The 17568-nt window shown below is 69.3% G+C and carries 16 protein-coding genes, 1 tRNA gene and 2 pseudogenes; 7 read left to right on the top strand and 12 right to left on the bottom strand.

All coding sequences use genetic code 11. From position 1 onward, the window contains the following. Positions 1-278 precede the first annotated feature (278 nt). A tRNA-Arg gene (locus OHT21_RS30590) sits at positions 279-351 on the top strand. 340 nt (positions 352-691) lie between these two features. Next, the gene (locus OHT21_RS30585) at positions 692-1093 is read left to right on the top strand and encodes a hypothetical protein (RefSeq protein WP_328771495.1); all 402 of its coding nucleotides are present in this window, start codon (positions 692-694) and stop codon (positions 1091-1093) included. 126 nt (positions 1094-1219) lie between these two features. On the opposite strand, the pseudogene OHT21_RS44805 reads toward OHT21_RS30585, so the two are convergent. Next, positions 1220-2218 (bottom strand): annotated as a pseudogene (locus tag OHT21_RS44805) (recombinase family protein); the annotation flags it as partial. Positions 2219-3011: 793 nt separating this feature from the next. Here OHT21_RS44805 and OHT21_RS30575 point away from each other — a divergent pair. The 5 genes and pseudogenes from OHT21_RS30575 (at position 3012) to OHT21_RS30555 (ending at position 7540) form a co-directional block, all read left to right on the top strand. Continuing rightward, complete coding sequence (locus tag OHT21_RS30575) at positions 3012-3530, top strand: dCTP deaminase (RefSeq protein WP_328774280.1); 519 nt, start codon at positions 3012-3014, stop codon at positions 3528-3530. Further along, positions 3527-4063, top strand: coding sequence for a dCTP deaminase (locus OHT21_RS30570; protein ID WP_328771494.1), 537 nt, complete (start codon positions 3527-3529; stop codon positions 4061-4063). Before OHT21_RS30575 ends, OHT21_RS30570 begins: the two co-directional genes overlap by 4 nt. Next, a pseudogene (locus OHT21_RS30565) lies at positions 4060-5156 on the top strand (glycosyltransferase family 4 protein). The gene OHT21_RS30570 and the pseudogene OHT21_RS30565 overlap by 4 nt, the downstream one beginning before the upstream one ends. Before the next feature lie 86 nt (positions 5157-5242). Further along, entirely contained in the window at positions 5243-6214 is a 972-nt protein-coding gene (locus tag OHT21_RS30560; RefSeq protein WP_328771493.1) for a serine hydrolase domain-containing protein, read from the top strand. 669 nt (positions 6215-6883) lie between these two features. Next, positions 6884-7540 (top strand): helix-turn-helix domain-containing protein, encoded by a 657-nt coding sequence (locus OHT21_RS30555; protein WP_328771492.1) that lies wholly within the window; start codon positions 6884-6886, stop codon positions 7538-7540. A gap of 54 nt (positions 7541-7594) precedes the next feature. On the opposite strand, the gene OHT21_RS30550 is transcribed toward OHT21_RS30555, so the two are convergent. The 11 genes from OHT21_RS30550 to OHT21_RS30500 all read right to left on the bottom strand — a co-directional run bounded on the left by OHT21_RS30550 (position 7595) and on the right by OHT21_RS30500 (position 17554). Next, complete coding sequence (locus OHT21_RS30550) at positions 7595-8092, bottom strand: hypothetical protein (protein ID WP_328771491.1); 498 nt, start codon at positions 8090-8092, stop codon at positions 7595-7597. 33 nt (positions 8093-8125) lie between these two features. Next, positions 8126-8989: an ABC transporter permease gene (locus OHT21_RS30545; RefSeq protein ID WP_328771490.1), complete on the bottom strand. Its 864-nt coding sequence runs from the start codon at positions 8987-8989 to the stop codon at positions 8126-8128. Next, positions 8986-9924, bottom strand: coding sequence for an ABC transporter ATP-binding protein (locus OHT21_RS30540; RefSeq protein WP_328771489.1), 939 nt, complete (start codon positions 9922-9924; stop codon positions 8986-8988). Before OHT21_RS30540 ends, OHT21_RS30545 begins: the two co-directional genes overlap by 4 nt. A gap of 36 nt (positions 9925-9960) precedes the next feature. Continuing rightward, on the bottom strand, positions 9961-10758 hold the full coding sequence (locus tag OHT21_RS30535) for a hypothetical protein (RefSeq protein ID WP_328771488.1): 798 nt from the start codon (positions 10756-10758) through the stop codon (positions 9961-9963). Continuing rightward, on the bottom strand, positions 10755-12068 hold the full coding sequence (locus OHT21_RS30530; protein ID WP_328771487.1) for a vWA domain-containing protein: 1314 nt from the start codon (positions 12066-12068) through the stop codon (positions 10755-10757). The genes OHT21_RS30535 and OHT21_RS30530 overlap by 4 nt, the downstream gene beginning before the upstream one ends. After that, positions 12065-13153, bottom strand: a complete 1089-nt coding sequence (locus tag OHT21_RS30525) for an AAA family ATPase (protein WP_328771486.1) — start codon at positions 13151-13153, stop codon at positions 12065-12067. Before OHT21_RS30525 ends, OHT21_RS30530 begins: the two co-directional genes overlap by 4 nt. A gap of 89 nt (positions 13154-13242) precedes the next feature. Further along, on the bottom strand, positions 13243-13479 hold the full coding sequence (locus OHT21_RS30520) for a hypothetical protein (protein ID WP_328771485.1): 237 nt from the start codon (positions 13477-13479) through the stop codon (positions 13243-13245). A gap of 69 nt (positions 13480-13548) precedes the next feature. Beyond that, positions 13549-14274, bottom strand: a complete 726-nt coding sequence (locus tag OHT21_RS30515; protein ID WP_443050681.1) for an alpha/beta fold hydrolase — start codon at positions 14272-14274, stop codon at positions 13549-13551. Between the two features lie 83 nt (positions 14275-14357). After that, the gene (locus OHT21_RS30510) at positions 14358-16262 is read right to left on the bottom strand and encodes an ABC transporter ATP-binding protein (protein WP_328771483.1); all 1905 of its coding nucleotides are present in this window, start codon (positions 16260-16262) and stop codon (positions 14358-14360) included. Positions 16263-16290: 28 nt separating this feature from the next. After that, positions 16291-17361 (bottom strand): guanitoxin biosynthesis L-enduracididine beta-hydroxylase GntD, encoded by a 1071-nt coding sequence (gene gntD, locus OHT21_RS30505; protein ID WP_328771482.1) that lies wholly within the window; start codon positions 17359-17361, stop codon positions 16291-16293. A 1-nt stretch (position 17362) separates the two neighbouring features. After that, entirely contained in the window at positions 17363-17554 is a 192-nt protein-coding gene (locus OHT21_RS30500; protein WP_190163758.1) for an MbtH family NRPS accessory protein, read from the bottom strand. Between the last annotated feature and the right edge of the window lie 14 nt (positions 17555-17568).

Below are 17568 nucleotides of genomic sequence, written 5' to 3'. Positions count from 1 at the left end.
TGAAGCATATGACTACATCTGCGCGCCGATCGGACACACGGGGCGGAAGGGACGACTGGGGCGCAGGCATAACGAGTACACAACACCAGGGTCGCGAGACGCCAAAAGCGATGCACGATTCGTACCTGCCTGCGATTATCAGGACCGCTTCACCGAACCTCCACATCGAGCCACGGAGGCGAAGCACCGGGGACCAGGGCAAGGGAGCCCTATCCTTGTCCCCGGCAAGGTCACGGATCCGCCCACACCGGCATCAGTGCCCCAGGCCACCACACCTGGCCCCCGTAGCTCAGTGGATAGAGCAGGCGCCTTCTAAGCGCTTGGCCGCAGGTTCGAGTCCTGCCGGGGGCGCTCCGCAGAAGGTTGGCGGCGGCGTCTTCCTCTCCGCTGCCATTCCTTCCTCCTCGCTCGTTCGGAGTGTCGTCCCGCCCGGTCGGCCGGGCAGGACCTCCGCCATGTCGGCGATATCGCCAATGCTGCCACTGGTCAGGGTCACGCGACAGGTGGCCAGTTCCGTCTTGTGGTCGTAGTGGATCTCCAGCCGGAGTGTCTCGAACAGACGGCGCGAAAGCGCGTCCGGCAGGGCGGTCAGGTCGACCGCGGTGACCGGTAGCCCGGTGAGGAGGTCCGGATTCGGGGTCTCCTGGATCTCGGTCTCCAGCCGCGACAACTGCCGCTCAAGATCCAGCTGGTGGCCGTGGAGCTCGGCGCGGCGCTCGTTGAGGTCCCGGATGAAGTTGCGGTCGGGGTTGTCAACGAGCTCCAGGCTGTGGAGGAGCCGCTTGGTTTTGGTCTCTGCCTCGGCGATGGCCCTGCGGAGAGACGCCGCATGTGCTTCTCGTTCGCGCTCAGCATCGGCGTCCATCTGGTCCATGGTCTCGGTCAGCAGTTCTCGCCGGTACACGCCGAAAACCCGGTCGGACAGGAAATCACCGAGCCCTTGGAGCATGCCTGCCTCCGGCACCCAGACGCTCGCCGGGTGATCCGCAGCTCGGTACGGCTTCTTCGGCGCGCAGACGTAGTAGTTGATCCCCTTGCTGGGCTTGCCGTAGAAGCGGCGCTCGCATTGTGCGCAGAAGATGAAGCTGCGTAGCCGGTAGGTCCGCTGTGCCTGCGGGTGTCTGCTTGTCCCGGCGGCGCTGCGGGAGCGCTCGCGGTGCTCAGCGACCTGCTGGGCTTGTACGAACGTCTCCAGGTCCACCAGCGCCTCATGAGTGGGCTCGATGGACCACACCCACTCCTCCACCGGGTTGGGCCGGTTACGGCCGACGCCCTTGCGGGCCCGCCGGTTCCCGACCATGTGCCCGGTGTGCTTCGGGTTGGTGAGCACGTCGCGGACGCTCGAGTAGGTCCAGTGGCCGACCGCGGTGTCGGCCAGGATGGGGGACGGGGGCGGGTTGAGCGTCAGGTCCGCGTTCAGCCGGTCAGCGATCGCCTGATAGCTGAGGCGCTCCACGATGCGCCAGTGGAACATCTTCCGGACCACCGGGCCCTCGACCGGGTGGACCTCCAACAGGGTCTTCTTGACCCCCTTGGCCCGCTTCGCGGGCACCGGATGCGGTACCGGTCTGGCCTGGTAGCCGTAGCACGGCTTGCCGATGTTGTAGCCCTGCTCGGTGTGTGTCTCGAAGCCCGACCAGGACTTCTCCAGCATCTCGGTGACGTACCACTCGGCCACGCCCTGCTTCATCCGGCGGGTGAGGACCTGGGTGGCGGCCTTGGCCCTGCGGGGGCTTACGTCGAGTCGGATCGGCTCGTCCGCGGCGAGCAGGGGCACGCCGGCCTGCTCCAGCTGGTATTCGATCCTGGTGCTGAAGTAGGTGGTCCGTGCGATCCGGTCGATCGCCTCGCAGATCACCGCGTCGAATCGCCGATCCGGTCGCTGCGCTTCCTCCAGGAGGTCCTGGATGCTGCCGTCCCGTGGGATGGGGATCTGGAACTTCTCGTGCGCGGTGCCGTGGCCGCGGGCGTCCAGGGCCAGGCGGCCGGATTCCACGTCGTAGAAGTGGGCGACGATCGCGGTGTTCTCGGGCAGGGCTGCCCGGCTGTTGCGCAGCTGCCGCGGCAGGGAGAGCGTCGGATCCTGCAGGTCGCGCGTGGAGGTCCGGCCCAGCCACGCGACCCGGATCAGCTGGGATCCCGCCCCGCTTGCCGGTCCTCCTCTTCTGCTGCTGGAGCCCCGCTCGATCCAGGCTCGGATCGCCTCTGGGCCACCCATTCCACAACCTCCCGTATCACCTGTGCCTGCTCGCGGCGCAGCCGAACTCCCTCCGGGCCTTCCAGGATCTGGATCTCGAAGACCATCCGGGGCGGCTCGCGCGGGACGAACCGTCCGCCCGTCGATCGGTCGCTGCGCTTGGGTGAGGCCTCAGCCATGGCATCGGGCCCTGTCGCGCCATTCCTCTGCGCCCCATTGCCGCATCGAGGCAAGAGCAGGGGGCACAGATTCGCGTACGGCGGGGGCTGGGGCCGCGGTCGAACGGCCAGGCAGGGCCACCAGTCGTCGTGCATCAGCCCCAAAGACGAGCCGACGGAGCGGAGGCCCCAGCGTGACGCTCAGCAACCCTTGGCAGGAAGGGAGTTGAGCACGCGGATGGAAGACACGTGCACTGATCACTGCGCGTCCCACGCTCCCGGCAGCCGGTGGGATGAACAGGAACAGACCGGTATTTGACTGATCAGGCACTACGACCAACGCGATCTGGCCGAGTCGATGACCACCCATACGGGGGGGCGCACTCACTAAATGGTTCGGGAGATCGGTCAGATCGCTGCAGCAACGATGACTATGCGTGACGTCAGCGATGATCCCGGTGGTCCTGGATAATCCGACCTGAGAACTGCAGCCGACCCATTTGGCAGGTCGGTCGGAGTCCGTTGGAAACCAGCGAGTCCGGTGAGCGACTGCATCCGGCGGCTTCGGACTCGAAGGCGACTTCGCCAGTCCGGGTACGGACTCAAGCTCGATCGGTGCCTCGACAAGGGGAGCAGAGCGGGGGTGCGCGAAGGCGATCACGGCCGCCGCCACTGACGGTCGCCTGCGCATCGCCCCCTTCGACGCACAGCAGGTCAACCCGAACAGCTACAACGTCCGCCTCGGATCCACCCTGGTGACGTACACCGTCGACGTCCTGGACGCCCACCGCCCCAACCCCACACAGGAGTTCACCATCGGCCCGGAGGGCTACGTGCTCCAGCCCGATGAGCTCTACCTCGGCCACACCCTCGAAGCAGTCGGCTCCGACACCTTCGTACCGCTCCTCTTCGGCCGCTCCTCCGTCGGACGCCTCGGACTCTTCGTCGAGATCACCGCCCCCATCGGCGACATCGGCTTCCACGGCCAGTGGACGCTGATGCTCTCCCCCATCCGCCCACTGCGGGTCTACCCGAGCATGCAAATCGGGCAGGTCATGTTCTTCGTATCCGCCGGTCCCGTCGACCTGTACTGCGGCAAGTACCAGGCCGCGACCGGCCCACAGCCATCTGCGTACTGGTGCGACGTAAGCCCGCTCCGGACGGTGGCCTCGTGATCCTCACCAAAGCGGCAATCGCCGCCGCACGAGCCGCAGGCGAGATCATCATCGAGCCGTACGACCCCGCCGGGCTCTCGCCCAACGCCTACGACTGGCGCCTCGGCGAAACCCTGCGCATCTGCGACGGCGACCTTGATGCGGCCATCCCGACCGGCTGCACCGAAGTCACGATCCCCGCGAGTGGACTGGTCCTGCACCCGGGCGTCCTCTACCTCGGCATCACGTACGAGAGGACCGGCTCGGAGACGTACGCGCAGTTCCTCAATGGCGACCGCACCATCGGAGCCCTGGGCATCTGGGTCCACGTCTCCGCTCCGCTCGGCCACCAAGGTCACGCGATCCGCTGGACGTTGGAGATCCGCGTCGCCAGGCCCGTACGCGTCTATCCCCGGATGACCTTCGGCAAGCTCGTCTTTCTCCACTGCCTCGGCGCCCCGGCCAGCTACCAACTCCACGGCCTGAAGTACACGGCCAGCAAAGGGATCGACATCTCCCGCCTCTACGAGGAAATCCCGGGAGGCAGCGCATGAGCCACGTGGTCGCGACCGCCCTCGACCTGCCCTTCGGCAGCGCCGGCGGCAGCGTCGAACTCTTCCTCGACCTCTACACCGGCGAGCACCCGCTCGTCCCGGCCCGTGCCTTCATGCTCGCCCCGCAGGCCCGACCGCCCCACGTACCCACAGGGCTAGGACTGCTGGCGATCCCCGGCAAGTGCCTCTCAGGGCCGCCCTTCACCCAATACGTCCACGGCCTGCGCAGAGTCCTGCTCCACCAGATCGACCCGTCCGACATCGGCGCGCTCCACCTGCAGCACCTCACCTTCGGCGCCACCCCAGCCTTGATCCGGGCCCTGCCCGACCACCCTCGCATCGCTCTCGTGCACGGCACCGACCTGCTCTTCGCCGAAGCCCACCGCGACCAGCTTCGCGTCCTGCACGAGACTGCACGCGCCGCCGACGCCATCGTCGTGCCCACCGCGGCGATGGCCGACCGCCTCCTCCACCTCGCTCCCACCACCGACCGACGCAAGATCGAGAAAATCCCCTGGGGCATCCCCGACCACCTGCTCACCGCCCCACCACCCCGCCCCGGCCACCGCCCGACGAGCCACCTCCGCCTGCTGTACGCCGGACGCCTCACCGCCGAAAGGGCATCGAGGCCCTGCTGCACGCGCTCCCCATCACCCACGCCGTCGAGCTGAGCATCGCCGCCCCACGCCGCCAGTTCCACGCACTGACCCCACTGCTGCGCCCCCTTGGAGGCCGCGTCCGCTATCTCGGCAGGCTCCGCCGACCACAGCTGTGGAAAACCTTCGCCGACCACGACGCCCTGGTGATGCCCTCCACCACCCTCGAAGCCATGGGCCTGGTCGCCCTCGAAGCCCAAGCCTGCGGCCTGCCCGTCCTCTACCAGCCCGTGCCCGGCCTGAACGAAACCCTCGCAGCCACCGGCCTGGCCACCGACTTCACCAATCCCACGTCCCTTGCCCGAGACCTCGACCGGCTCCGCACCACGCCCGGCCTGCTCCCGGCCCTTCAAGCAGCGGGCCGCACAAACGCGGCCCGCTACCCCCTCAGCACAACCGCCGCAGCACTGACCGACCTCGGCAAGCGACTGAGTTGACCTGTCCGTGGCGCGACCGAACCTGCCTGCGTCCCCTCACTACTCTGACCGACGGGACACCCACGGCACCCATCGATCGGGAGACCATGCCCCTCGACACCGACCGCATTCACCAGCTCCTCCACGACGGTGTCCGCGACAAGGTCTACCCGGGCGCCGTCTGGGCTGTGGGCGACAGCGATGGCACGCAGGCCAGTGGCACCGTTGGCGTCCTGGATCCCGACCACCCTGCCGAGCCGACGCGACTCGACACGATCTTCGACGTCGCGAGCCTCACCAAGATCCTCGCCGTCTGGTCCACCATCGGAACTCTCGTCGAGGACGGAAAGCTCGAACTGGACAGGGCTCTGGGCGACTTCTGGCCCGAGGTCACAGGCCACCCCCTCGCCCAGTCCACCGCACACCAGTTGCTCACCCACACCGTCGGCGTCCCACTACGGGCCAACCTCAAGAACCTCTACGGCACCGACCCGCAAGACGTCCGCGACGGCGTCCTTCACGAAGCCCTGCACCGCCCACCGGGCGAAGCCGTGGAATACACGGGCCGCGCTGCCCTCATCCTCGGCTACCTCGTCGAGTACCTCTCCGGCCACACGCTCGATCGGTTCGCCGCCCATCGTGTCTGGCAGCCACTCGGCATGACTGACACTCGCTTCGGCCCACTTCCCGCCGAATCTGCAGCTCGCTGCGCGCCGACCGAACTCGACGAGACCAGGGGCGCCCATCTCAAGGGCGCCGCCCATGACTTCTCGGCGCGCCTATTGGGTGGCACGTGCGGCATCGCGGGCGTGTTCTCCGTGCTCGATGACCTCGCTGTCTTCCTCCGCCACATGCTCGAACCTGCTCGGTCCACCGAGGGGCCGGGGTTCGGCCGCAGCTGGGTCAAGCGGTGTCCCCCGACGTCGAGCAGGCCGAGGCAACGGCCCTCACCGCCCGGCATGGCGAGGAATGGGCGCCTCTCTGCGAAGCCGTCAGAGGACAGACCCTCGGTAATGCCGGATACCTCGATGCCACAGCACACGGGATCCGACGAAGAGGACGAGGCCGACAAGGGGTGAGGCGACCGCGAGCGCATGGGGGACCCCAGCACCACGAAAGCCCCAGCCCGCAGCCTCACCGAACCACAGACCTCATCCCGAAACGATCACTGCATCCCCTGGCCAACAGTTCACACATCCAGTGATCACACTCGGATTTAGCAGAGATGAAGTTCGCCGCGCGCTACATTGAGGCCGCTCGCCAGGCGAGCCTCAAAGCCGACACCGAGCGGAACGACCGACACCGGCGACGACGGCCGCGCTTCCCACCACATGATCGACAGGAGGCACGGCCGTGCCGCGGGCCGCGCCGGGCCGGCATCGAGGAGGGCCTCAGTTTTCAGCCAAGATAAATCCGGAGCCAGCAATTCCCTATGCGACTCATTCGGTTCACCTTCCCCGCACCTCACCGCGGCGGGGCGTCAATCGAGCCGCCCATACATTGACCCGCGCATTTAGCAAGGCGATTTTCCGTCACATGTGACGCTCGCCACACGTGCAAAGCCTTGGTGATGGAAGGGTAACGAGTCGTACTGTTGAACTAACGCCACATAGCAGGCAGACGGGGCCAGTGACCATCCGGGAGGCGCTCGAGTGCGATTTGGCAATTTCGGGGAGAGCTCGGGAAGTCCGACCATTTTCTCATGATGCATCACTCAAATTTGACAGTCTTCGGGGGACTGAGACGCGATGACGGGGAATGGAAAAGTCGATAAATCGGGCGAAGGTCTAAAGATTGGCCTCTACATCGAAGATGATGTGCTTCGGGCGGGCCTGGCCTCGCTCTTGTCGCAGATCTCATGCATGGTCGAAATAATCCCTCCTGAGGACTTCTCGAACCATCAGCCAGTGGCGCCCGCAGTTTCGCTTGATTTGTTCGTAGTGACCAGTTCCAATCGATTCCACGGTTCAAAAGATGTGGGCTGGGGCGGCTTCAGCGCACCGCGGGTGCTCATGATCCTCGAGGAACCCGAGCTGGGCTCGGAGGTGGACCTCTTCTCCGATTATCCCGCCGACAGCTATCTGATGCGGACGGGACTCACGGTGGAGGCTCTGGGCCAGGCCCTGTCCCAGGTCGTGTCAGGGCAGATGCTCATGCCGCTCAGTGTGGGCCGCATGCTGATGAGCCGGGCCATGGAGAGCCCCACCCTGGCGGCCACGCTCACTTCGCGCGAAACCGGTGTGCTCCATCTGCTCGCTGAAGGTCTGAGCAACAAGCAGATCGGCAGGCGGCTGGACATCTCCGAGCATGGCGCCAAACGGCTGGTCGGTTCCGTGCTCACCAAGCTCAACACACCGAACCGCACCTCGGCGGTCGTCCTGGCCATCAAGGCGGGGCTCCTGTGAGGCGCCCAGCGTCTCTCCGGCAGAGTTCTGGACGCCCGGGGCTTGCGCCGGCGGCTACATGTGGGGCGCGTCCGCGCCGGTGGCCGGCCGGGTGAAGTGGGGGCGGGAGTCGCGCCTGTAGAGGAGGATCAGCGCGGCCAGGCCGACCAGCCAGGAGACGACGGCGAGGACCACGGAGAGGGCGCCGGTCGGGTCGGCCAGGCTGATGAGGGTCATGACGGTGGCGATGGCGAAGAGGACGGCGGAAGTGACGCGGGCCCAGTTGTGGCCGGCCTTGGCGGCCCAGGCCATCCACAGCCAGAGGGCCGCGCCGATCAGGCTGAAGACGATGCCGGAGCCGATGACGAGACCGCTGGAGACCTCGGTGCCCGAGTCACCGGATCCCGACAGGTCGCCGCTGAGCTCGTCGGCGGTGCTGATCACGACGATGATCTCGCACAGGGAGAGCACGGCGCCCGCGTACATGAGTTTGGCCGCGGTCAGAACCGACGGCGGGGCCGCACGGTATCCGGTGGGGGTCTGCGGTTCCTGGGGGTAGGAAGAAAAGCTCACTGCTTGCTCCTGCGTGGTTCGGCCGGGGGGATGTCAGGTGTCTCGCCTGCGGAGCAGCACCGCGGCTGCCAGCAGGGCGGTCAGGACGTAGGCGACGAAGACCCCGTAGCCGGTCCAGGGGCCGAGCATCGGGTTGTCGCCGGTGGTGGGGCGGAGGCTCCAGATGGCGGATCCGGCGTTCGTGGGGAGCCACTTGACGACGTGGGCCTCCCACGCGGACGGCAGGAAGTTCGCCAGGAGCGGGACGACGAACAGCAGGCCGATCGCCGTCGAGATCGCCGCCGCGGTGTTCCGCAGCAGGGCGCCGAGGGCCAGCGCGAGGAGGCCGCCGGCGGCCAGATACAGGCCTCCTCCGACGACGGCGCGCAGCACGCCGGGGTCGGTCAGCGCGACGTGCAGGTCGAGGTGGGTGACGGTGTCGGCGGCGCCGTCCCGGTCGGTGACCGTGGCGTTGGCGAAGAAGCTCTGGCCGATGAAGAACGAGACGAAGCTGCAGAGCAGTCCGCAGACGAGCGCCACGCACGCCAGGACGGTCAGCTTCGCGGTGAGGACGGTGACGCGCCGCGGGACCACAGTGAGGGTGGTGCGGATCGTTCCGGTCGAGTATTCGGAGGTGATGGCCATGGCGCCGATCACCGCGACGGTCAGCTGACCGAACATCAGCCCGGACATGCTGTCGCGGACCGGGTCGACGTCGGCCAGGAACGACGGCTCGAGATGCGCCGAGACGGCCCAGGCGAGCAGGGCGCTGGTCCCGATGGTGAGGACCACGGTGGCGACGAGCGTCCACACGGTCGACCGCAGCGACCGGATCTTCGTCCACTCCGACCGGAGCACGCCGCCGAACGTCAGGGTCGCGGCGCGTGCTTCGGGGGCAGCGGCAGCGGCGGGCTTCATGACCGCACCTCCGCTTCCGGTGCTCCGACGGACGTGCTCGCCTGGTACTCGACGCTCGACCTGGTGAGCTCCATGAACGCCGCTTCGAGCGAGGCCTGCACCGAGACGAGCTGGTGGATGCGGATCGCACCGTCGAACGCCAGATCCCCGACGCGCACGGCGTCCAACCCGCCGACGACCAGCGAACCGTCGGGCTCGGACCGTACGGTGCCGCCGTGCTCCTCGAGAAGCGCGACGAGCCGGGCCGGCTCCGGGGTGGTCACCCGCACCTCCGTCCGGCAGTTGCGCTCGATGAACTCGTCGACGGTGCAGGACGAGATGAGCCTGCCCTTGCCGATCACGACGAGGTCGTCGGCGGTGTGCTCCATCTCGGACATCAAGTGGCTGGAGACCAGCACCGTGCGGCCCTGCGCCGCCAGTTCCCGCATCAGGCCGCGGATCCACACGATCCCTTCGGGATCCAGCCCGTTGACGGGTTCGTCGAAGAGCAGCACCTCCGGATCGCCGAGGAGCGCCACCGCGATGCCCAGGCGCTGTGACATGCCCAGGGAGAAGCCCCGCACCGGCCTGCGGGAGACCTCGGCGAGCCCGACGAGTTCCAGCACCTCTTGCACGCGCCGTCGTCGCAGACCGTGGGTGTGAGCGAGCGAGAGCAGATGGTCGTAGGCGCTTCTGCCGCCGTGGACGGCCCGGGCGTCCAGCAACGCGCCGACCGTAGACAGCGGGCTGCCGTGCCGGGTGTAGGGCTGCCCGCAGACCGTCACCGAGCCGCCGGACGGGGCGTCCAGCCCGACGATCATGCGCATCGTCGTGGACTTCCCCGCGCCGTTGGGTCCGAGGAAACCGGTCACCCTGCCGGGGAGCACTTCGAACGACAGGTCGTCGACCGCCAGACGTTCGCCGTACCGTTTGCTGAGATGTAACGCCTCGATCACTCATTTTCCTTTCCTACGGGACGAGTTCGCCGTGGCTCACCCGTCGCTGTCGGTGAGGGCACGCATCACCCTCGCCTGCTCCACATCGACGCCCTGGCGGCGCAGGTCCGCTGTCTCTTCGGCGGTGAAGCCCGCCCCGCACCAGGCCGAGACCTCGTCGATGGGTACGCCCGCGCGCCACCAGTCGGTCATCACCGAGATGGCGTCCGCGCCCTTCGCGGCCACACGTTGGGCCTCCGCCGGGGAGAACCCGAGGGCGTGGAAGAGCTTGGCCTCTCCGGCGTCGAGCGACCGTTCGGCCCAGGCGACGGCTTCGGTGCCGTGCCAGCCGAGGTCGATGTACGGCCTGGCCTTCTCCGCCGGGATACCGGCGCGCAGCATCGCCCGCATCGTGGCGGCTTCCTGTTCGTCCAGGGTGCGGCCGACGCCCCGGCGGGACCGGCCCGGGCGCAGCCGCTCGGTCCACCGCTGGGGGCGGGGGTCCTCTCCGGCCAGGTGCCGTTCCGCGGCCTCGGCCGCGGGGACACCGAACTCCCGCCAGCGGACGGCGTCGCGCGGGGTCATCCCGGCGCGCAGCATCCTGTCGACGGTGTACGGGGTGGCACCCGCCGTGCGCCATTCACGCGCTTCGTCGGGCTTGTACACGCCCGAGGTGCGCCAGCGGTCGGCGTCGTCGAGCCCGAACCCCTCGGCGATCCACCGGCGGGCCTCGCCGACCGCGTAGCCGCGCTCCCGCCAGGCGTGCAGCGGTTCGGGAGCGGGCGCCCCCTGGTCCGACCGCCGGCCCGGCTCCTCCGGCTCGTCCGGATCTTCCTCGAAGAAGGCGACGTTCATCGTTCTTTCTCCTCCACGTCTGCGGGGATACGGACCCGGGCCGCCCAGTCGGGGGCCCGGCCGTCGTCCCCGATCAGACAGACCAGCACCTTCGCGGGCGGTCTGCGCTCGGGCCAGGGCGTCTGGCCGTCGGTCATGACGAGCACCAGGTCGGGGGCGGGCCGCAGCTCCATGGCCGCCTCGATGCCGGCCCGCATGTCGGTACCGCCGCCTCCGACCAGCCGGAGTTCCGCGGCCTTCCTGATCTCCTGCACGGGATGCGCCTTGGTGTCGCAGCACAGGACGCGGAGCCTGCGGCCGGGCCCGCTGACCTTGTCGATGATGCCCGTGACCTCACCGACCAGGCGTTCGAGCACCGGTGCGGTCACGCTGCCGGACGTGTCGAGCACCAGAGCCGTCTCCGGCACCGGACGGGTCATGGCGGGCGTCACGAAGTCGCCGTAGGCGGCCGCCCGCCGTGACGGGCGGCGGTAGCTGAAGTCGACCCGGCCGGATGTCTCGGTCAGCCCCTTGCGGATGAGCGAGCCGACCTGCGCGCGCCAGTCGATCTGGGGCCGGAGTCTTGCCTCGGCCCAGCGCACCCAGCCGCCGGGCACGTCGCTGCGCGCGCTGGCCCGCTCCTGGATCCCGGCCGCGAGCGAGCGTTCCAGCATCTCCCGTTCCAGCTCGGACAGTCCCGCGCCGCCCGCCCGGTCCCAGGGCCGTTCGATGCCGTCGGCGGCGCTTCCGCAGTCCACGGCGTCGGACAGGGACGTGCCGCCGCGGACCAGGGCGTCGTCGAGCACATCGAGCAGGCTCAGGTACTCCTCGGCCATCCGGTTGCCCGGCAGGCCCAGTTCGCGCGGTGAGATGACGCCGTCGGGACCAGTGAGCCCCTCCGTCTCCAGATCGTCGTTGATCTCGGCGTCCGCTGCCTGGTTCCAGCGGTGGGCGGCGCTGTCGCGCTGCCCCTCGAGGCCCATGGCGTGCGTGGGGCCCGTGGCTCCGGGGGCGGGACGTACCGGGGACCTGGCGGCGTGGCCCCTGACCAGGTGCCCGACCTGGTGCAGCAGCCACCACCCCGTGCGCTCGACGGGGTTGGCGAGAACGGTCGCCGGGTCGATGTGCACGACCCAGTTCGTGTTGGCCGGGAAGGCGGCCAGCCCGGGGTCGGGCACCCAGGCACCGGTGTCGGGGTCCGTGCCGGGTTCGAGGAGGGCAGGTGTGAGGGCGAAGATCGCATTGGCGAGGTAGGGGGCCTGGTGGCAGGCCCACAGGCGTGCGCCCGCGAACTTGGCCATGACCTCGTCCGTTGCCGTGCCGGGGTTCATGGCAGCAGGCCCGCCACCCGCAGGATGGGCGCCAGTTCGAGCATCGCGGCGGGCGGCGCGGCGCCCTCGGGCCTGCCGGCCACCAGGGCCCTGGCCGAGCCGGCCGCCACGTCGGGGGCCGACTTGGCCACCCGCGCGATGACCGACCAGGCCCGTTCCCAGGTGTCCCGGCCGCCGTCGGCACGTACATGCGCGACGAGCGCCCCAAGCAGGGCGTGCAACTGGTCCAGGCGTTCCGGCAGCGGGGCCCACGGGTCGGTGAGCAGGGTCTCCGGGTCGGGCAGGTCGAGGCTGCGCAGCCAGGTGACCAGTTCGAACCCGGCGGCGTCACCGACGGCGCCCAGGACGAGCGCGGCCTCCACCTCCGGACGGGCGCCGGCATGCTCGCAGGCGGCGACGGCCTTGGCGGCCATCTCCCAGGTTCTGGGGCTCGGCCATCCGCGCCCCGCCCGGTCCGCTCCGTCCGGCACGGCCACGACCAGTTCGGGACGGACCCGCAGGAAGGCGCCGACCAGGGACCTGGCGCGGGCGACGGTAGCCTCCGGCGGCGGGTCCTTGTGCACGAAGGCGGGAACGGTGAATCCGCCGGCGAATCCTGCGGCGATGTCGGCCGCCTCGACCTGCCAGTCCAGGTGGATCAGCCGGTTGGCCAGCGGGGCGGACAGGTCCCAGCCGTCGGCGGCCTGCTCGGGCGGGTTGGCGGCGGCCACGATCCGCACGGCATCGGGCAGCCGCAGGTCGCCGACGGTGCGTTCGAGCACGACCCGCAGCATCGCGGCCTGCACGGCCGGCGGAGCGGTGGTCAGCTCGTCGAGGAACAGCAGGCCCGAACCGCCCGCGGCCAGCCGTTCGGCCCAGCGCGGCGGGGCGAACCACGTGGTCCCGTCACGGATGACGGGCAGCCCGGAGAAGTCGCTCGGTTCTCGAATGGAGCCGATGACCACCTCGGCGGGCAGGTCCATGGCTTCGGCCAGGGCGATCACCGATGAGGTCTTTCCGGTTCCAGGGGCACCCCAGAGGATGACCGGCAGGTTCGCCGTCACCGCGATCGCGACGGCGTCCTGGACGACTGACTGGTGAGCCATTCACGAACCTCCAGAAGTCTGTGTTCGGGCATGCCGAGTAACCGCCTCCGCGCCCGTGCGGCTCGAAGCGGCCGGTGATGAGGGAGTGTTCAGTCGTCGCTGCGGAAGAGCCTGCGGCCTCCGTGCTTCTTGTGCACGGCCTGCCTGCTCACGCCGAGGACCTCGGCGATCCGGGCCCAACTCCTGCCCTGAGTGCGTGCCCTTCTGACCAGCACCGCCTCCTGACGTTCCAGCACCTTCCGCAGTTCGGCGATCGCGGCCAGAGCCTCGATCGGATCGCCGTCTCCGGTGCGTTGTGCAAGCCCGGTGAGCTCGTCGCTGTCCATGGACGCAACTTTAGTTGACACCCCCTCGGGTGTCAAACGTGGTTGACGCCCGAGGGGGAGGAGGCGGCGTCAGGAAACCAGGAACTCCAGCAGGTGGCGGTTCACCTGCCCGGACTGCTCCATGTAGCCGAGATGCCCGCAGCCGACGACCTCCAGGTACCGGGCGCCCGGAATGGCGTCGGCGACCTCGCGGACCATGTGCGGCGGGCAGAGTAGGTCGTCTGCGAAGCCCATCACCAGGGTGGGTGTGGAGATGGTGCGATAAGCCGGCAACCGGTCCGGGAGCTCGTCGAGTTCCAGCTGGCGCCGCAGCCCGGGCATGGTCCCCTCGGGGATCTCGAAGACCTCCAGCCAGAAGCGCGCGGCATCCTCGTCGTCCACCGTGCGATGGCTCAGGTAGCGCATCATCTGAACCGTCGCGCGGTACCCGGCGGGCAGTTCCACCTTGGCGTCGTACAGGTCCCGCTCGGCCCGTGACAGGGCCAGGCGCATGGCGTCGGTCCGGCCGCGCGTGGCCATCAGTACGGCCCGGCCGACCAGATCGGGCCGCCTGACCAGCAGCTCCTGAACGATCATCGCGCCGAGCGAGAACCCCACCAGCCGGCAGCGGGTGAATCCGAAGTGCTCGATCAGCGCGATGGTGTCGTCGACCATGTCCGCCAGGGTGAAGTCACCGGTGTCCTCGGGCGACAGGCCACGGCTGTCGAACGTCACGACCTGGTATCCGGCCGCCACCAGCGCCGGCACCTGGTGGAGGTGCCAGACCCGTCCGGCCGCGCCGCTGCCCATCACCATCACGACCGGCTCGCCGGCACCGGTGACCTCGGCCTTGAGCGTGGTGCCGCCCGTCGGCACCCGCACCTGGCTGCGCCGCCCGCTCACCCGTCCACCTCCGCGGGCACCGGGGACCCGGCGGTGACGGCACGGTCGCCGCTGAGCAGTTGCCCCCGCGCCAGGTCCCGGTAGAGCTCGTCCTCGGCCATGAGCTCGTCGTGGGTGCCGGTCCTGCGGACGCCGCCGTGGTCCAGCAGCACGATCACGTCGGAGGCCGCGACCGTGGACAGCCGGTGGGCGATCACTATCATCGTGCAGCCCGCGGCGAGCTCCTCGATCGCTTCACGCAGCGCCGCCTCGTTGACCGAGTCGAGCTGCGAGGTCGCCTCGTCCAGCAGCACCAGCCGGGGCCGGCTCAGCAGGAGGCGGCCGATGGCCAGCCGCTGGCGCTCGCCACCGGACAGCTGCGTGCCGCGATCACCGATCTCGGTGTCCAGGCCGTCGGGAAGCCGGCGGACCAGTGCGCCCAGGCGGCTGGCCTCCACCACCGCGTTCAGCTGGTCGTCGGTGGTGGCCGGCGCGGTGTAGAGCAGGTTCTCGCGCAGCGTGCCCGCCAGTGCCGGGGCCTCCTGCTCCACATAGCCGATCTGGCGGCGCAGCTCGTTGAGCGGGATGTCCGCCAGATCGCGGTCGCCGAGCAGGACACGGCCCGTCTCGGGCTCGTAGAAGCGTTCGAGCATGGCCAGAACGGTGGTTTTCCCGACGCCGGAGGGGCCCACCAGCGCCGCCTTGGCGCCGGCCGGGATGTGGAAGGACACGTCCCTGAGTACGGGGACGTCCTCGCGGTAGCCGAAGCTCACGTTCTCGAACGTCACCGACGAGGGCGGGCCGCTCGACAGCGCGGCCGGCCCGGCGGTGCCGCCGCTCCCGGCGAGCGGGACGGCGTCGCCGACCACGGGCGCCGCGCTGCCGGGCATCGGCTCGACCTCCATGTCGTTCACCGCCGCGATGCGGGCGGTGGCGGCCGAGGCCTTCTGCAGCTGGGTGACCGCACCCACGATGATCATGATCGGGGAGGCCAGATACAGGATGTAGAGCAGGAAGGCCACCAGGTCGGCGGCCGAGATGCTCCCGTTGGCCACGCGCACACCGCCGACGCCGAGGACCATCAGGAACGACAGTTGCACGGCGAGGCCGCTGGCGACGCCGACGACCGCGTCCAGTTTGACCGACCGCACGCCCGCCGTGTACGAGGTGCGGGCCCACTCACTGATCCGCTCGGACTCGCGCTCCTCGGACACGCTGGCCTTCACCGTGCGGATGGCGCCCAGGGCCCGCTCCAGGCCGGCGGTCATCTGCCCCAGCCCTTCCTGAGCCCTCTCGGTGGCGGTCTTGATCCGGCTCAGCGCGGGCACCACACCGAGGCCGACGACCAGCAGGACCGCCAGCACCGACACCAGTTGCACCCAGTCCAGGTAGGCCATCAACGCGATCGCGCCGACGAGCATCACCACGGAGGACACCGCGTCCAGCACGTTGGCCGTGATGACCGACCGCAGCAAGGTGGTGTCGGCTCCGGCGGTGGACAGCAGGTCGCCGACCGAACGGCGGTCGTACTCCTTCATGCGCAGCCGCAGCAGCCGGCGCACCAGCGTCAGTCGCAGTCCCAGAACCATGCGCTCCCCCGAGCGCTCCAGGATGAACAACTGGATACCGGACAGCGCGGCGCCGCCCAGCACCAGAGCGACGAGAAGCAGGATGGGCCTCAGCAGGCCTCCGTCCTGACCAACCCGCTCCAGCACCTCACGTGCTGCCAGAGGCTGGGCCAGCGCGGCGCCCGAGCCGAGCAGACCTAGGCCGATACCCACGAGGAGTGCCCCCCGGTAGGGCCTGGCGAACCTCAGCAGTGCCTTTAAGCCCGCGGGATCGAACTGCTCCTCGGCGGTGTCCGGCTGCTTCTCCTTTCCCGTCCCGGCCGGAAGTTCCTCGGCCATTCGCACGTCACCCATCCTGTTCCCCTCACCTATCCCTCGTTCGTCAGCTCGCCAAGACAGCGCGGGCGGTCCGCTTGGTGGCGGTCACTCCCGATTCCGCCATGCGCCGCAGGTCCCGTGTCACGCTCACCCGCTTGAGCCAACGGTCCGTGCCGTCGAAACGAGCCCGGAACGGGCGCCGGCCGTGGACACAGCGCTGGTTGTCCAGGAACAGATAGTCCCCGGGCTCCAGAACGAGGTCGCCGAGCTTGCTCTCGATCTCCCTTTTCAGCTCCTCCAGAGCCGACTCCGCCTCCGTGTCCTGGTCGTCCGCGGCCACGGTGAAATCGGCGTCGACACACAGCGACCGACTGCCCGCCATTCCCGACAGCACCCGGGCGAGCGGCGGGTCGGACCACGCGCCGACGTCGTCGGAGCCCGTGGGGCTGTGCGAGGTGTCCGGCCTCTGGTGGAAGCGCGGCTGGCTCAGCACGGACCGGGTGCGCTCGGAGAGTTCCAGCGAGCGCAGTTCCGCCAGCGTGGTCGGCACCCGGTCGGGGTTGCGCACGCAGGCCAGCCCCAGATAGTCGGCCCGGTACGGGTGGAAGGCGTCCTCGGTGTGCCAGCCCAGCTCGACCGCGCTGCTCGCGCTGGTCTGCGACTTCTGCTCCTGCTCGCTGGGCACGATGTCGTGCACCAGTCTCCCCGCCTGCTGGGTCTCCCAGCCGAACACGTCGCCGAGCAGGACACCGAACAGCACCAGGCACACCTCCGGCGGCAGCGCCGGCCGCGACGGCTCCCGTTCGAACTCCGGCGGAGTCGGCGGCAGGTCGGCGTCGCGCAACCGGTGCCCGCGGATGCGGAAGCTTCCGAGGTCCGCGCTCAGCCGGACCTGTTCGATCCACCGGCGCAGACCGAAGGGCAGCCGCTGGGCGAACAGCCGCGCGTCGGCTATGAAGCGCGGGTCCTCCACGTTGTCGTACGCCGTGGCGACCTCCGCGGCGATCTCGTCGAGCAGGCGGCTCTCGTCCTCGCTGAGGACGTAGACGTCGTGCGGGCGGGACGGGCCCGCCGGACCCGTGGCGCCGGTGGCGGCACGGGCCGGCGGGACTGTCTTCGAACGGCGGTTCTGCACGTCAGCCCTTCCGCTTCGGGCCGACATACCAGACCTTGTCGACGTAGGCGGAGCACTCCTCGACGGTTCCGGTGAAGTCGAGACGCTCCCAGCCGAGCGGAACCTCCTTGTTCTCCAGCCAGAGGGAGTGTTCGCCCTTCTCGTTGCGGAGAACGGTGTAGGTGCGGGTGTCGACGTCGTTCCTGGTGCTCATTTCACTCCTCGTCA

This window comes from Streptomyces sp. NBC_00286 (assembly GCF_036173125.1).
Classification (GTDB): domain Bacteria; phylum Actinomycetota; class Actinomycetes; order Streptomycetales; family Streptomycetaceae; genus Streptomyces.
The sequence above is the reverse complement of the archived record's forward strand: the minus strand, read 5'-3'. Positions and strand labels throughout refer to the sequence as shown.

Excerpts from the sequence above, each read along its gene's own strand:
- OHT21_RS30525 (WP_328771486.1), bottom strand. The coding sequence starts at position 13,153 with ATGGCTCACCAGTCAGTCGTCCAGGACGCCGTCGCGATCGCGGTGACG.
- OHT21_RS30560 (WP_328771493.1), top strand. The coding sequence starts at position 5,243 with ATGCCCCTCGACACCGACCGCATTCACCAGCTCCTCCACGACGGTGTC.
- OHT21_RS30555 (WP_328771492.1), top strand. The coding sequence starts at position 6,884 with ATGACGGGGAATGGAAAAGTCGATAAATCGGGCGAAGGTCTAAAGATT.
- OHT21_RS30515 (WP_443050681.1), bottom strand. The coding sequence starts at position 14,274 with ATGGTGATGGGCAGCGGCGCGGCCGGACGGGTCTGGCACCTCCACCAG.
- OHT21_RS30520 (WP_328771485.1), bottom strand. The coding sequence starts at position 13,479 with ATGGACAGCGACGAGCTCACCGGGCTTGCACAACGCACCGGAGACGGC.
- OHT21_RS30530 (WP_328771487.1), bottom strand. The coding sequence starts at position 12,068 with ATGAACCCCGGCACGGCAACGGACGAGGTCATGGCCAAGTTCGCGGGC.
- OHT21_RS30545 (WP_328771490.1), bottom strand. The coding sequence starts at position 8,989 with ATGAAGCCCGCCGCTGCCGCTGCCCCCGAAGCACGCGCCGCGACCCTG.
- OHT21_RS30510 (WP_328771483.1), bottom strand. The coding sequence starts at position 16,262 with ATGGGTGACGTGCGAATGGCCGAGGAACTTCCGGCCGGGACGGGAAAG.
- OHT21_RS30500 (WP_190163758.1), bottom strand. The coding sequence starts at position 17,554 with ATGAGCACCAGGAACGACGTCGACACCCGCACCTACACCGTTCTCCGC.
- OHT21_RS30535 (WP_328771488.1), bottom strand. The coding sequence starts at position 10,758 with ATGAACGTCGCCTTCTTCGAGGAAGATCCGGACGAGCCGGAGGAGCCG.